This is a genomic window from Micromonospora arida, from assembly GCF_003857035.1.
GTDB lineage: Bacteria > Actinomycetota > Actinomycetes > Mycobacteriales > Micromonosporaceae > Micromonospora > Micromonospora arida.
On the sequence record NZ_QGSY01000309.1, the window covers coordinates 1 to 14740 of the forward strand.

A 14740-nucleotide genomic window follows, 5' to 3' on the forward strand; every position below is an offset into this window, starting at 1 on the left:
GGTGTGGACCCGGGGTTGACCCGGTGTGGGGTGGGCGTGGTCGAGGGTCTGCCCGGCCGGCCCTGCACCCTGGTCGCCTACTACGTGGTCTACACCGACCCGGCCGACGATCTGGCGTTGCGCCTGTTGCACCTGGACCGGTCGCTGAACAAGCTGGTCGCCGAGCATCAGCCGGAGAGCGTTGCCGTCGAGCGGGTGTTCAGCCAGCACAACGTTCGTACCGTGATGGGCACCGCGCAGGCCAGTGGCATCGCCGTGTTGGCCGGGGCGCGGGCCGGGCTGCCGGTGCAGACGTACACCCCGAGCGAGGTGAAGGCCGCCGTGACCGGGTCCGGTCAAGCCGACAAGGCGCAGATGACCGCGATGGTGACCCGGCTGTTGCGGCTGGCCGAGCCGCCGAAGCCGGCGGACGCCGCCGACGCGCTGGCCCTGGCCATCTGCCACGTGTGGCGCGGCGGGACCCGCTCCAAGCTGGCCGCCGCGGCCGATCGGGCACGACGAGGAGGAGCACGATGATCGCCAGCGTGCGCGGCACGGTGACCGCGACGGGTCCGGACCAGGCCGTGATCGAGGTCGGCGGGGTCGGGCTCGCCGTGCACTGCGCCCCGGGGACCCTCGCGGAGCTGCGGGTCGGCCAGGTCGCACGGCTCGCCACCAGCTTGATCGTGCGGGAAGACTCGCTGACTCTCTACGGCTTCGCCGACGATGACGCCAAGTCCCTGTTCGAGCTGCTCCAGACCGCCAGTGGGGTCGGCCCGCGACTGGCCCAGGCGGTGCTGGCGGTGCACACCCCGGACGCGGTCCGCAAGGCGATCGCCAACGCCGACACGGCCGCCCTGACCCGCGTACCCGGGATTGGCAAGAAGGGCGCGGAACGTCTGGTGCTGGAGCTACGTGACCGGATCGGCCCGGTGCCGATCGGCGCCGACGGGGTGGCCGGGGTGACCCGCGGCAGCTGGCCCGACCAGGTCCGCCAGGCGTTGGTGGGGCTGGGTTGGACGGCCGGTCAGGCCGACCAGGCGGTGGCCGCGGTGGCGGAGTCGATCGAGGGTGAGACCCCGCCGGTGCCGGTCCTGCTCAAGCAGGCCATCCGACTGCTGGGCCGCACCCGATGACCGCGCGGGCGGCACGATGAGCGAGACCGAGGGGCTCGTCTCGGCGTACGTCAGCGACGCTGATCGGGACGCGGAGGCCACGGTACGGCCGAGGCGGCTGGCCGAGTTCATCGCCCAGGACCGGGTACGCGACCAGCTCGACCTGTTGTTGCAGGGCGCCATGCGGCGGGGGTCGCCGCCGGATCACATCCTGCTCTCCGGCCCGCCCGGGTTGGGCAAGACGAGTCTGGCCAACATCGTCGCCGCCGAGCTGGGCGCGGGCATCCGGGTGACCAGCGGCCCGGCGATCGAGCGTTCCGGTGATCTGGCGGCGATCCTGACCAGCCTCGCCGAGGGCGACGTGCTCTTCATCGACGAGATCCATCGGATCGCGCGCCCGGCCGAGGAGCTGCTCTACAGCGCGATGGAGGACTTCCGGGTCGACGTGGTGGTGGGCAAGGGGCCGGGGGCGACGGCGATCCCGTTGGACGTCGAGCCGTTCACCCTGGTTGGCGCGACGACCCGCTCGGGCCTGTTGACCGGGCCGATGCGGGACCGGTTCGGCTTCGTCGCGCACCTCGACTTCTACGCCCCGGCGGATCTGGAGACGTTGCTGCACCGTTCGGCGCGGATCCTGGGGGTGCCGATCACGCCGGAGGGCGCGACCGAGATCGCCGGTCGGTCCCGGGGCACGCCGCGGATCGCCAACCGGCTGCTGCGCCGGGTCCGCGACTACGCCGAGGTCCGGGCGGACGGGGTGGTCGATCTCGACACCGCCCGTGCGGCCCTGATCGTGTACGACGTGGACGCCCTCGGCCTGGACCGGCTGGACCGTGCGGTGTTGACCGCGTTGGTCGACTCGTTCCGGGGCGGCCCGGTCGGGTTGTCCACCCTCGCCGTGGCAGTGGGGGAGCAGCCGGACACGGTCGAGGAGGTCTGCGAGCCGTTCCTGGTGCGGGCTGGGCTGTTGGCCCGTACGCCCAGGGGGCGGGTGGCGACCGAGGCCGCCTGGCGGCATCTGGGGCGCACACCGCCGAATGGTACATTTGGTGCGGATAGTCCACCTGTGCCCGACTTGTTCTCCTTGGATGTCGATCAGCCGTGATGTGAACGTGATCTGTGCCGCATTCGGCGTTCTCAGGTGCAGGGTTTAGACTTCGCCGCGGTCTGTACAGGACGTGAGAATCCGCCTCCGCTCCGGCACACACGGTGCCGGGGAGGTGGCCAATGGGAAGGTCAGTAACCGTGCATTTGGCAGCACCGGGTGGCGGGGCCGGCAGTTTCACGCCGATCCTGATGATCGCCCTGCTCTTTGGCGTCATGTACTTCATGATGATCCGGCCCCAGCAGAAGCGCCGCAAAGAGGCGGAGGCGATGCAGTCCAACCTCGGCCCCGGCGACGAGGTCGTGACCATCGGTGGGCTCTACGGCACGGTCACCGGCATCGAGGACGACACCGTCCTGATCGAGGTCGCACCGGGCGTGCAGACCCGCTACGCCCGCCCGGCCATCGCGCGGGTGGTCACTCGCGCGGAGCTGCCGAGCGAGCCGGTCACCGAGGACGCGGACACCGTCAAGGACTGACCCCTCCCCTCGGGAGCGGCGATTGCGGCGTACGGCCGGTCGGCCGGCTTCCGGGGTCGTCGCGCCCGAACGGGGCAGCGGGCGAGACGTGAAAACTGGATAGTTGGGTCGACGCCGGGCGTCGGCACGTTCCCGTGACCGTCGGCGTTCCGCGCCGGGGTGCCCGGTCCTCGTGTCGGCATTCCGTCGGCTCAAGGCAGACCCCGTCGGGCGGGACCCCCGGCCCGACACCGCCGCCGCTGCGACAGCGGCGCGACCGTACAGGGAGACAGGACAGCCGTGGCACCACCTCAGGGACAGATGCGCCCCGGGCGGCAGCTCGCCGTGCTCGGGTTCATCTTCGTGGTCCTCTATCTTTTGGTGTTCTTCGCTGGCGCCAGCGGCAGCTGGAAGGACCGGCTCGAGCCCAAGCTCGGCCTGGACCTGATCGGCGGCACGCGAGTGACACTGGAGGCGACCAACAGCGTCGACGGCAAGCCCCCGACGGCGGAGAACCTCGAGGAGGCCCGGGAGATCATCGAGAGCCGGGTCAACGCGTTCGGCGTGGCCGAGGCCGAGGTGGTCACCGAGGGCAACCGCAACATCGTCATCTCCCTGCCCGGTGAGAACCGGAACCTCGACGACGTGGGCGAAGCGGCTGAGCTGCGCTTCCGCAAGGTGCTCAAGGCCGCCTCCGGCAGCGGGGTGGCCGAGGCCCCACCCGCCGCCACGCCAGTTCCGTCCGGCAGCGCCGCTCCGACGGGCGCCGCGACCCCGACCGGCGCCGCGACCCCGACCGGCAGCGCCTCGCCGAAGGTGACCTCGTCGCCCAGCGGCGGTCAGGGCGGAATGGCCCCGGCGTCGCCCAGCGCCACGCCGACCCCCTCCGCGTCCGCCACGGCCTCGCCGAGCGCCGCCGCGCCCAGCGCCAGCGCCGAGCCGGTGCCGGCCAGCATCGAGGAGCAGCGCAAGGTCGTCGAGCAGAAGGTCGGCGCCGCCGCGTGGCAGGCCGCCAACGGGTTGCAGGCCCCGGCCGATCTGACCGCCGACCCGTCGCTGGCCGAGAAGCTCAAGCCGTTCGGCACGCTGTCTCCGCAGGAGGTCGCGGTGCTGCCGGCGCAGATGCAGTTCAACGTGCCGACGATCGGCTGCGCGCAGCTCGACCAGCGCCCCCCGGCGTCGATCTCCGATGCGAAGCAGCAGGTGGTCTCCTGCGAGGACGGCGCGTCGAAGTACCTGCTCGACCAGGCCAAGGTGCTGGGCACCGACGTGTCCGACGCCGACGCGGTGCTCGACCAGACCAACTCCTGGGTGGTCAGCCTGGACTTCACCGGCGACGGCCAGGGCAAGTGGACCTCGCTGACCCGTGAGGCGTTCAACAACGAGGGCCAGGCCTGCGACGCGACCGCGTTGGGTCAGGACGGCAAGTGCCGGGTGGCCGTCGTGCTGGACAACAAGATCGTCTCGTCCCCGGAGATCCAGGGCGTACTGACCGGCAACTCCCAGATCACCGGCACCTTCACCCAGAAGGACGCCAGCACCCTCGCCGGTCAGCTCCGCTACGGCGCGCTGCCGGTGACCTTCGAGCAGCAGGAGGCGCAGAACGTCACCGCCACGCTGGGTGCCAGCCACCTGCGCGCCGGTCTGCTCGCGGCCGGCATCGGCATGCTGCTGGTCATCATCTACGCGTTCTTCTACTACCGGCTGCTCGGCTCGGTGATCTTCCTGAGCCTCATCCTCTCCGCGCTGCTGGTCTTCGGCGCGCTGGTGTTCCTCGGCCGGCAGATCGGCTTCACGCTCACCCTCGCCGGCATCGCCGGAATGATCGTCTCGCTCGGTGTGGCGGCGGACTCGTTCGTCATCTACTTCGAACGACTGAAAGACGAGATCCGGGAGGGGCGCAGCCCGCGTAGCGCGGTGCCCCGTGCCTGGATCCGGGCCCGTCGGACGATCATCTCGGCCAACGCGATCACCCTGCTCTCCGCTGTGGTGCTCTACGTGGTCTCGGTCGGCACGGTCAAGGGCTTCGCGTTCGCGCTCGGCCTGGCCACCGTGCTGGACCTGGTCGTGGTCTTCCTCTTCCGGCACCCGATCATGACGATGTTCGCCCGGACCCGGGCGTTCCTGTCCCCGCGGGTCAGCGGTCTGGGCCGGGCTCTTCCGGCCCGCAACCAGCCGACTCAGCAGCCCCGCAACCCGCGCGCCAAGGAGGCCTGAGATGGCTGAAAACGGTCTGGCGAGCCGCCTCTACAACGGCGAGGCCGGTCTCAACATCGTCGGCCGGCGCAAGCTCTGGTTCGGCGTCGCGGGGGTCCTGGTCCTGATCGCGATCCTCAGCTTCTCGATCCGTGGGTTCAGCCTGGGCATCGAGTTCGCCGGCGGTAACTCGTTCCAGGTGCCGGCCAGCGTCGGCACCCTGGACGACGCCGAGCGGGAGGTCAACTCGGCCCTCGCCGCGGAGAACACCGGCGTCACGGTGGCCACCACGCAGAAGGTCGGCGGCCCGGGCGGCGACTCCTACGAGCTGCGCACGCCGCAGCTCAGCGCCGAGCAGGCCACCGCGGTCAAGGCCCAGATCGCCGAGGACCTCGGCATCAGTGCCGACCAGATCAGCGATAACCAGGTCAGTGAGGCGTGGGGCAGCCAGGTGACCGAGCGGGCCGTGCTCGGTCTGGTCATCTTCATCGCGCTGGTGATGGTCTACCTGATCCTGCGCTTCGAGTGGCGGATGGCCGTGGCCGCGGTCGCCTCGCTGATCACGAACTTGATCCTCACCGCCGGCATCTACTCGCTGGTCGGCTTCGAGGTCACCCCGTCGACGATCATCGGCTTCCTCACCATCCTGGGCTTCGCGCTCTACGACGTGGTGGTGGTCTTCGACAAGGTCCAGGAGAACACTCGGGGCATCACCGCCAACAACAACCAGACGTACGGCGAGGCGTCCAACCTGGCCGTCAACCAGAGCCTGATGCGGTCGTTGAACACCTCGGTGGTCGCCCTGCTGCCGGTCGGTGGTCTGCTCTTCATCGGTGCCGGCCTGCTCGGCGCCGGCACGCTGAAGGACCTCGGTCTGGTGCTGTTCGTCGGTATGGCGGTGGCGTTCCTGACCTCCATCCTGGTGGCCACCCCGCTGCTGGCGCTGTTGAAGAACTACGACCCGCGGATCCAGGCGCACAACAAGCGCGTCCTGACCCGGCGGGGCGCGGTCGCCCGCGGCGAGGTCACCGGTAAGGGTGCTGCCGCGAGCCCGGTGGCCCAGGCCGACGCGACCGACGAGCCGGTCGACCAGGACGCCGCCGCGCTGGCCGGTGCCGCCCCCAAGGTGGGCGCTCGGCCGGCGGGCAAGCGGTCCACCGGTGCCCGGGGCGGTCGCCCGGGTGGCGGCGGCAACCGGCCGGGTGGCGCCAAGCGGCGCTGACCCGACAGGAAACACCCGAACGGCGTCCGGCATGCTGTTGCCGGACGCCGTTCGTCGTCGAAGGAGAGCAAACAGCCGTGACGGAGACCCACAGCACCGCACTGCGCGGGGACAGTGGCCCGGAGGTCGCCCGACTGGTCGCCAGTCGGGTGCTGGACGTGCCCGACTTCCCCAAGCCCGGCGTCATGTTCAAGGACCTGATGCCACTGTTCGCCGACGGCAAGGTCTTCCGTGAGGTGATCGACGGGATCGTCGCGTACCACGGGCGGGACTCCTTCGACGTGGTGGTCGGCATCGAGGCGCGCGGGTTCGTCGTCGCGGCGGCCATCGCGTACGCGACCGGGGTGGGCGTGGTGCCGGTGCGTAAGGCCGGCAAGCTGCCCCGCCCGGCGCACTCGGTCTCCTACGAGTTGGAGTACGGCGAGGCCACCCTCGAAGTGCACGAGGACGCCTTCACCGCCGGGCACCGGGTGCTGGTGGTCGACGACGTGCTGGCAACCGGTGGCACCGCCGAAGCGACGCTGGACCTGGTCGAGCGGGCCGGCGGCACCGTCACCGGCTTCACCGTGCTGCTGGAGCTCGGCTTCCTGGGTGGGCGTGAGCGACTGACGCCGCGTCCCGTCCACGCCCTGTTGACTGTTTGAACCGGCCAGTACTTCGCTGACCGTTTGATCCCGGACCCGTCGGATGGACCCGGCGCCGACCGTCCGGCGGAGCGGCAGGGGACCGTCAGTGCGGGTAGCATTGCCCTTTGCTGACGCCGGCGGTATCCCGTCCGGCGAGCGAGACCAGGTCGGCCGATCTTCGGCCGGCGTGTTTCCGGCGAGCGGTGAGGAGGCCGGTGTCCCACGATGTCGTCCCTCCGGCGGAGGGCACGGTGCACCCGACAGGCGACGCTGACGGCTCGGTGACCGACCGGACAGGCGACGCGCCGGCCCGGGTGACGGGCACCGGCAACGGCTCCGGCCGGGCTCCCGGCGAGAGCGCGGTGCGTCCGACCAGCGGCCCGCCGAGCGTCGAGGCGTCCCCCGGCGCCGATGGCGTCGTGGTGCCGTTCCCGACCGACGCCGGCATCGACCCGTCGCCCAGCGGTGGCTTCGGGCTGTCCAACGCGCCCACCGGTCGGCGGGTCCGGGCCCGGTTGGCCCGGTTCAACGCGCCCTGGCAGACCTCCCAGGTCAGCGAGGTGCTGGAGCCGCTCATCGCCAGCCACCGGGACAACCACCCCAAGGCGGACGCCCGGCTGCTCCAGCGCGCCTTCGACACGGCCGCGCGGTGGCACTCCGGGCAGTACCGCAAGTCCGGTGATCCCTACATCACCCACCCGCTCGCGGTGGCGACGATCCTCGGCAACCTGGGGATGGACACCACCACGCTGGTCGCCGCGCTGCTGCACGACACCATCGAGGACACCGAGTACACCCTCGACCAGATGCGCGCCGACTTCGGTGGCGAGGTCGCCCTGCTGGTCGACGGCGTCACCAAGCTCGACAAGGTCAAGCTGGGCGACGCGGCCAAGGCCGAGACGATCCGCAAGATGGTCGTGGCCATGGCCAAGGACCCGCGGGTGCTCGTGATCAAGCTGGCTGACCGGCTGCACAACATGCGCACCCTGACCTTCCTGCCCCGCCCCAAGCAGGAGCAGAAGGCCAAGGAGACGCTGGAGATCCTGGCTCCGCTGGCGCACCGGCTCGGTATGAACACGATCAAGTGGGAGCTGGAGGATCTGTCCTTCGGCACGCTGTTCCCGAAGCGCTACGAGGAGATCAACCGGCTGATCGGGGAGCACCAGCCGCAGCGCGAGGCGCTGCTGCGGCAGGTGACGCAGAAGGTGCAGACCGACCTGAAGGCCGCCAAGATCAAGGCGGAGACCACCGGGCGGCCGAAGCACCTCTACTCGATCTACCAGAAGATGATCGTGCGGGGTCGCGACTTCAACGACATCTACGACCTGGTCGGCGTGCGGATCCTGGTCGACACGGTTCGCGACTGCTACGCGGCGTTGGGTGTGATCCACGCCAACTGGCAGCCGGTGCCGGGTCGGTTCAAGGACTACATCGCGATGCCCAAGTTCAACATGTACCAGTCGTTGCACACGACGGTCATCGGGCCCACCGGCAAGCCGGTGGAGATGCAGATCCGCACGTACGCGATGCACCGCACCGCGGAGTTCGGCATCGCCGCGCACTGGAAGTACAAGGAGCACAAGGGCACTCAGATCGTCGGCCCGCCGGCGCACATCGACGAGATGACCTGGCTGCGGCAGCTGCTCGACTGGCAGCGTGAGGCGGCCGACCCGAGCGAGTTCCTGGACGCGCTGCGCTTCGACCTGTCCAGCCAGGAGGTGTACGTCTTCACCCCGAAGGGTGACGTCATCCCGCTGCCGACCGGGTCGACACCTGTGGACTTCGCGTACGCGGTGCACACCGAGGTGGGGCACAAGTGCATCGGGGCGCGGGTCAACGGCAAGCTGGTGCCGCTGGAGTCGACGCTGTCCAACGGCGACGTGATCGAGATCTTCACGTCGAAGTCCGAGACGGCCGGCCCCACGCAGGACTGGCTGGGCTTCGTCAAGAGCCCGCGCGCCCGGACGAAGATCCGGCAGTACTTCAACAAGGAGCGCCGCGAGGAGGCGATCGAGGCCGGCAAGGACGCGATCGTCAAGGCGATGCGCAAGCAGGGCATGCCCCTGCAGCGGATGCTCACCTCCGACGCGCTCATGTCGATCGCCCGGGACCTGCACCTGGCCGACGTGGCCTCGCTCTACGCGGCGGTCGGCGACAGCCAGGTCTCCGCGCAGTCGGTGGTGCAGAAGCTGATGGCCGCGTACGGCGGCGAGGAGGGCGCGGCGGAGGACATCGCCGAGACCGCCGTCGCCACCCGGCCGCCGCGCAGCCGGCAGAGCAGCAGCGACCCGGGCGTGGTGGTCCGGGGCGTCAGCGACGTCTGGATCAAGCTGGCCCGCTGCTGCACACCGGTCCCACCGGACTCGGTGTTCGGCTTCGTCACCCGCTCCGGCGGGGTAAGCGTGCACCGCGACGACTGCGCCAACGCCGAGGACCTGCGCGCGCAGAGCGAGCGGGTCGTCGAGGTGAGCTGGAAGCTCACCTCCGCGTCGACGTTCCTGGTCGCCATCCAGGTCGAGGCTCTGGACCGGCACAAGCTGCTGGCCGATGTCACCCGGGTGCTCTCCGACGAGCGGGTCAACATCCTCTCCGCGACCGTCACCACCACCCGCGACCGGGTGGCGGTGAGCCGGTTCAGCTTCGAGATGGCCGACCCGAAGCACCTGGGCCACCTGCTGGCCACGGTCCGCAAGGTCGACGGCGTCTTCGACGCCTACCGGGTCACCTCCGGGGCCTGAACCCCGTACCCCGTACCCCGAGAACACGACAGCGCCCGCCGGCTCAGCCGGCGGGCGCTTCGTCGTGCGCGCGGGGGTCAGCCCTGCGGGTTGCTCATCGTGAGGTCCTTGATGATGACCTCCTTCTTGGGGTGGCCGCCGCCAGCCTGCTGGCCGAACGCACCGTCGTCGCCGGCCTTGGCCACGTCCTTGACCAGGTCCATGCCGCCGGTGATGGTGCCCAGCACGGTGTACGCCGGGTCCAGCGGAGAGTCGCCGAAGACGATGAAGAACTGGCTGCCGGTGCTCCCCGGATCTTGGGATTTGGCCATCGCGATGACGCCCTCCGGGTACGGCGGGCGCTTGTCGGTGGGCAGGTTCTCCTCGGCCATGCGGTAGCTCGGGCCGCCCTGGCCGTCGGTGTCCCGCCAGCCGTTGCCGGTGGCGCTGGGGTCACCGCACTGCAACACCTTGATGCCCTCGGTCACTAGGCGGTGGCACTTGGTGTTGTCGAAGAAGTTCTTCTCCGCGAGGTAGGTGAAGCTGCCCGCCGTGCACGGCACCAGCGACCGGTCGACCTTGGCGGTGATCGGGCCGAGGTTGGTGTCGATCGTCATGGTCTGGATGCCCTTGGCGGACTGCTCGTTGCTCGGCACCCCCACGTCCTTGATCTGCGGGGGGCGCTGCTCGGTGGGCAGCGCGGTGTACGCGCACTCGGCCGCGCCCGCCGCCGGCGCGGCGGTGTCGCTCTTGGTGTCGTCGTCGCCGCCGAGGCTCACCGCCAGCCAGACGGTGCCGGCGACCACGAGCACCAGCGCGGCAGCCGCGCTGACGATCGCCGTCGTCTGCCGGCGCTTGCGGGCCTTGGCCGCGCGCTCGGCCATCTCCTTCTCGAGCCGGGCGCGTGCCGCCGCGCGCTGCCGCTCTCTGGTGGACGTCACGCCTGGATCCTCCTGGCTGTCTGCTGCTGGGTGCCGCTTGGGTGGGTGGTGGCGCCCGGTCAGCCGGCGCTCGGGCTGCTGGCCGGGGTGCCGGAGGCCGAGGGAGCCGGTGCCGCACCGGTGACCGGCTCACCGACCGTGAGGCTCTGGATCGTCACATCGGTGCTGGGCTTGACCTTCGCCCCGGTCCCATTGTCCACGGTCGGGAGGGCGCCGATCTTCTCCACCACGTCCAGCCCGCCGGTCACCCGGCCGATGACCGGGTACTTCGGGTCGGCGGTGGTGAAGTCCTTGAAGAAGATCAGGAACTGACTGCCGTTGCTGCCCGGCGGGTTGGAGACCATGGTCACCGTGCCCTTCGGGTACGTCGGCGGCTGGCCGGGGGCCGGACTGGCCGACGGCGACGCCGACGGCACGGTCGGCAACTCCTCGTCGTAGAACGAGTAGGTCGGCCCACCAAGACCCGTGCCGCTGGGGTCGCCGCAGCGCAGCGCGCCCTCGGAGGTGATCTCGTGGCACTTGGTGTTGTCGTAGAACGACCGGCTCGCCAGGTGGGCGATGCTCGCGGCCGCGCACGGGGAGTTGGTCAGGTTCAGTTCCGCGGTGATCGGCGCGCCCTGGTTGGTGGTCACGGTCATCGCCCGGGTGCCGTCGGTGGGCAGATCCTTGGTGGCCGGCGTGCCGACGTCCTTGAGGTTGGTGTTGGCCGTCGCGTCCTGCGGCGTCCAGAGGCAGGTTTCCTCCGCGGCCGTGTTCTGCTTCGGGTCGGAGTCGAACGCCCCGAGCGCCCAGGCTGAGCCGGCCACGACCAGCACGAGGATCAGAGCGGCGCCAACTCCGGCCTGGATCTGCCGTCGGCGCCGTGTCGAGGCGGCACGGCGAGCCAACTGCCGGTCGAGCTTGGCCCGCGCCAGTTTGCGCTGCCGGTCCCTGCTGGAAGCCACCCGTGCTCCCCTTTCCTCTACCTGGTCGCCGCCGGCGGCCGGTCGCCCCGGCCCGTCCGGGCGTCACGTGTGCCGCGCCACACGCCCGCCAGAGTGTACGGCTAGTGACTGGGAATGTGGTGTACGAGGTCCACCCCGTCCCGAGCAGCGCTTATCGGAGGTTGTCACTGTGCCCTACGGGGCCGGTGGGACGGACGCGGCAAACTCGCTCGGCCCGCCCGATAGGCTGCTGTGCAGGACGACAGCTGCTCGACGGAAAGGACAGCGCCCGTGCTCGTGGCCGGCTTTCCCGCGGACGCCTTCGGCACCAACTGCTACGTGGTTGCCACCGCGCCGGGGGAGCAGTGCGTGGTGGTCGACCCCGGCATCGGGGTGCTCGACCAGCTCGACGCGCTGCTCGCCGAGCACCGCCTGCATCCGGCCGCCGTGCTGCTCACCCACGGCCACCTCGACCACACCTTCTCGGTCGCGCCGGTCTGCGGCGCGCGCGGCATCACCGCGTACGTGCACCCCGGTGACCGGGAGATGCTGGCCGACCCGTCCAAGGGCCTCTCGGCCGACCTGACGTCGCTCTTCGGCGGCCGGTTGAGCTACACCGAGCCGGACGACGTGGCGGAGTTGACCGACGGCGCCACCCTCACGCTCGCCGGCCTGGAGATCGCCGTCGACCATGCCCCGGGCCATACCGGCGGGTCGGTGCTGTTCCGGCTGCCGGGCGCCGGGTCGAGCTGGGAGGCTGACGAGCTGTGCCTCTCCGGTGACGTCCTGTTCGCCGGGTCGATCGGCCGCACCGACCTGCCGGGCGGGAGCATGCCGGCCATGCTCACCAGCCTGCGCGACAAGATTCTTCCGCTGGCCGACGACACCGTCGTGCTGCCCGGCCACGGCCCCAGCACCACCATCGGCCGCGAGCGCGCCAGCAACCCGTACCTCATCGAGGTGGCTGGCACGTCGCCGGCCGCTCCCACCCGGGGCCTCTAGATCTTTTGTCCGCGCCGCGCGCGGACCCACGACACCACCGCGCCACCGGCGCGGAACCGCAAGGAGTACGCCGATGAGCAAGCCCACGCCCATCTCCGGCTTCCCGGAGTGGACTCCCGGCCAGCGGATGATCGAGCAGTTCGTGCTCGACAGGATCCGGGCCACCTTCGAGTTGTACGGCTTCGCGCCGCTGGAGACCCGCGCCGTGGAGCCGCTGGACCAGCTGCTGCGCAAGGGCGAGACCTCGAAGGAGGTCTACGTGATCCGGCGGCTGCACGCCGACGCCGAGGGTGCCGGTGGTGACGACCAGCTCGGCCTGCACTTCGACCTGACCGTGCCGTTCGCCCGGTACGTGTTGGAGAACGCCGGCAAGCTGAGCTTCCCGTTCCGCCGCTACCAGATCCAGAAGGTCTGGCGGGGCGAGCGGCCGCAGGAGGGCCGTTACCGGGAGTTCGTCCAGGCCGACATCGACATCGTCGACCGGGACACCCTGGCCGCGCACCACGAGGCGGAGATGCCGCTGGTCATCGGGGACGCGCTGCGCTCGTTGCCGATCCCACCGGTGACGATCCAGGTCAACAACCGCAAGATCTGCGAGGGTTTCTACCGGGGCATCGGGCTGACCGACCCGGAGGCGGCGCTGCGCGCCGTGGACAAGCTCGACAAGATCGGCCCGGCGAGGGTGGCCGACCTGCTGGCCCAGACCGCCGGTGCGAGCGAGGCGCAGGCCAAGGCGTGCCTGGCGCTGGCCGAGATCTCCGCTCCGGACGCCTCGTTCGCCGACGCCGTGCGCGCGCTCGGGGTGAGCGACCCGCTGCTCGACGAGGGCATCGAGGAGCTGGTCCGGGTGGTGGAGACCGCCGCCGAGCACTCGCCCGGCCTCTGCGTGGCGGACCTGCGCATCGCCCGTGGTCTGGATTACTACACGGGCACCGTCTACGAGACCCAGCTGCACGGCTACGAGCGCTTCGGCTCGATCTGCTCCGGCGGCCGGTACGACAACCTGGCCAGCGCCGGCACCGTCTCGTACCCGGGGGTGGGGATCTCGATCGGCGTGACCCGGCTGCTCGGTCTGCTCTTCGGCGCGGGGGAGCTGTCGGTCTCGCGGGAGGTGCCGACCGCCGTGCTCGTCGCGGTGACCAGCGAGGAGCAACGTACGGCCAGCAACCGGGTGGCCGAGGCGCTGCGGCGGCGCGGGGTGCCGACCGAGGTGTCGCCGAGCGCGGCGAAGTTCGGCAAGCAGATCCGCTACGCCGAGCGGCGGGGCATCCCGTACGTCTGGTTCCCCGGTGCCGAGGGAGCGCCGGACGAGGTGAAGGACATCCGCTCCGGTGAGCAGGTCACGGCCGGTGCGGGGGAGTGGATGCCACCCCTGGCGGACCTCAAGCCCACGGTCGGCTGAGTGTCTCCACTGGCGCTGACGGCCGCGGGGACCTACGGTAGCGTAAGTTACGCCACCGTAGGGAGTTTCTCGTGACCGTCAGCACCACAGTGAGCCAGACCGCGCTGCTCGTCGAGTTGGAGCCGGTTGTCGCACGCAACCTGGACCGCCACCTCTCGCTCGCCAAGGAGTGGTTCCCGCACGAGTACGTGCCGTGGAGCGAAGGGCGGACCTTCGACGGGCCGCTCGGCGGCGAGGCGTGGTCACCGACCGACTCCACCATCCCGGACGTGGCCCGCACGGCGCTGATCGTGAACCTGCTGACCGAGGACAACCTGCCCTCGTATCACCACGAGATCGCCACCCTGTTCGGTCGCGACGGCGCGTGGGGCACCTGGGTGCACCGGTGGACCGCCGAGGAGGGCCGGCACGGCGTCGCGATCCGCGACTACCTGACCGTCAGCCGGGCGGTCGACCCGGTGGCGCTGGAGCGGGCCCGGATGACGCACATGTCGGAGGGCTACACCAACGCCCATGGCGACGAGGTGCTGCACTCGCTGGCGTACGTCTCGTTCCAGGAGTTGGCCACCCGGATCTCGCACCGCAACACCGGCAAGGCCACCGGCGACCCCACCTGCGAGGCGCTGCTGGCCCGGGTGGCCGCCGACGAGAACCTGCACATGGTCTTCTACCGCAACCTGCTCGCGGCCGCGTTCGAGCTGGCTCCGAGCCAGGCCATGCGGGCCGTTGCCGACGTGGTGGCCGACTTCCAGATGCCGGGCAGCGGCATCGACGGGTTCGCCCGCAAGTCGGTGGCGATCGCCCTGGCCGGCATCTACGACCTGCGCCAGCACCGCGACGAGGTTCTGCAGCCGGTCCTGCGTCAGTGGGACGTCTTCAACGTGACCGGCCTCAACGCCGACGGCGAGGCCGCCCGCGAGCAGCTCGCCGCCCAGCTGGAGAACCTGGACCGCGCCGCGAGCCGCTTCGAGGAGAAGCGCGACGCCCGAGCCGCCCGCCTGGCCCTCCGCTAAAAACCCACCTGTCCCACCCACCCCAGCCCTTGTTGATCATG

13 protein-coding genes are annotated in these 14740 nt (G+C 70.6%); 11 read left to right on the forward strand and 2 right to left on the reverse strand.

Annotated features, from left to right (window positions below; genetic code table 11):
• From ruvC to DLJ58_RS30965, 8 genes are all read left to right on the forward strand, one after another.
• A partial coding sequence (gene ruvC, locus DLJ58_RS30930; RefSeq protein WP_124861890.1) for a crossover junction endodeoxyribonuclease RuvC occupies positions 1 to 516 on the forward strand: 516 nt, incomplete at its 5' end.
• Positions 513 to 1115 (forward strand): Holliday junction branch migration protein RuvA, encoded by a 603-nt coding sequence (gene ruvA / locus DLJ58_RS30935; protein WP_091401818.1) that lies wholly within the window; start codon positions 513 to 515, stop codon positions 1113 to 1115. The genes ruvC and ruvA, both read left to right, overlap by 4 nt.
• Positions 1116 to 1131: 16 nt before the next feature.
• Entirely contained in the window at positions 1132 to 2199 is a 1068-nt protein-coding gene (gene ruvB / locus DLJ58_RS30940) for a Holliday junction branch migration DNA helicase RuvB (protein WP_112677965.1), read from the forward strand.
• 122 nt (positions 2200 to 2321) lie between these two features.
• Entirely contained in the window at positions 2322 to 2678 is a 357-nt protein-coding gene (gene yajC / locus DLJ58_RS30945) for a preprotein translocase subunit YajC (protein ID WP_124861893.1), read from the forward strand.
• A gap of 279 nt (positions 2679 to 2957) precedes the next feature.
• On the forward strand, positions 2958 to 4874 hold the full coding sequence (gene secD / locus DLJ58_RS30950; RefSeq protein ID WP_208741432.1) for a protein translocase subunit SecD: 1917 nt from the start codon (positions 2958 to 2960) through the stop codon (positions 4872 to 4874).
• A 1-nt stretch (position 4875) separates the two neighbouring features.
• A complete protein-coding gene (gene secF, locus DLJ58_RS30955) occupies positions 4876 to 6075 on the forward strand; it encodes a protein translocase subunit SecF (protein WP_124861896.1) in 1200 nt (399 codons plus the stop codon).
• Positions 6076 to 6152: 77 nt separating this feature from the next.
• Positions 6153 to 6719, forward strand: a complete 567-nt coding sequence (locus DLJ58_RS30960) for an adenine phosphoribosyltransferase (protein ID WP_124861899.1) — start codon at positions 6153 to 6155, stop codon at positions 6717 to 6719.
• A 197-nt stretch (positions 6720 to 6916) separates the two neighbouring features.
• Positions 6917 to 9439 carry a RelA/SpoT family protein gene (locus DLJ58_RS30965; protein ID WP_124861902.1) on the forward strand — a complete coding sequence of 841 codons (2523 nt, stop codon included), beginning with the start codon at positions 6917 to 6919 and terminating at the stop codon, positions 9437 to 9439.
• Positions 9440 to 9516: 77 nt separating this feature from the next.
• Here the strand turns inward: DLJ58_RS30965 and DLJ58_RS30970 are convergent, their stop codons facing one another.
• Both DLJ58_RS30970 and DLJ58_RS30975 read right to left on the reverse strand, forming a co-directional pair.
• Positions 9517 to 10359, reverse strand: coding sequence for a peptidylprolyl isomerase (locus DLJ58_RS30970; protein WP_124861905.1), 843 nt, complete (start codon positions 10357 to 10359; stop codon positions 9517 to 9519).
• A gap of 59 nt (positions 10360 to 10418) precedes the next feature.
• Positions 10419 to 11303 (reverse strand): peptidylprolyl isomerase, encoded by an 885-nt coding sequence (locus DLJ58_RS30975; protein WP_124861908.1) that lies wholly within the window; start codon positions 11301 to 11303, stop codon positions 10419 to 10421.
• 270 nt (positions 11304 to 11573) lie between these two features.
• Between DLJ58_RS30975 and DLJ58_RS30980 the strand changes: the two genes are divergently transcribed.
• From DLJ58_RS30980 to DLJ58_RS30990, 3 genes are all read left to right on the forward strand, one after another.
• A complete protein-coding gene (locus tag DLJ58_RS30980; RefSeq protein WP_124861911.1) occupies positions 11574 to 12284 on the forward strand; it encodes an MBL fold metallo-hydrolase in 711 nt (236 codons plus the stop codon).
• 73 nt (positions 12285 to 12357) lie between these two features.
• Complete coding sequence (gene hisS, locus DLJ58_RS30985) at positions 12358 to 13686, forward strand: histidine--tRNA ligase (protein WP_124861914.1); 1329 nt, start codon at positions 12358 to 12360, stop codon at positions 13684 to 13686.
• Positions 13687 to 13757: 71 nt separating this feature from the next.
• Positions 13758 to 14699 (forward strand): acyl-ACP desaturase, encoded by a 942-nt coding sequence (locus DLJ58_RS30990; protein WP_181518646.1) that lies wholly within the window; start codon positions 13758 to 13760, stop codon positions 14697 to 14699.
• Positions 14700 to 14740: the final 41 nt, after the last annotated feature.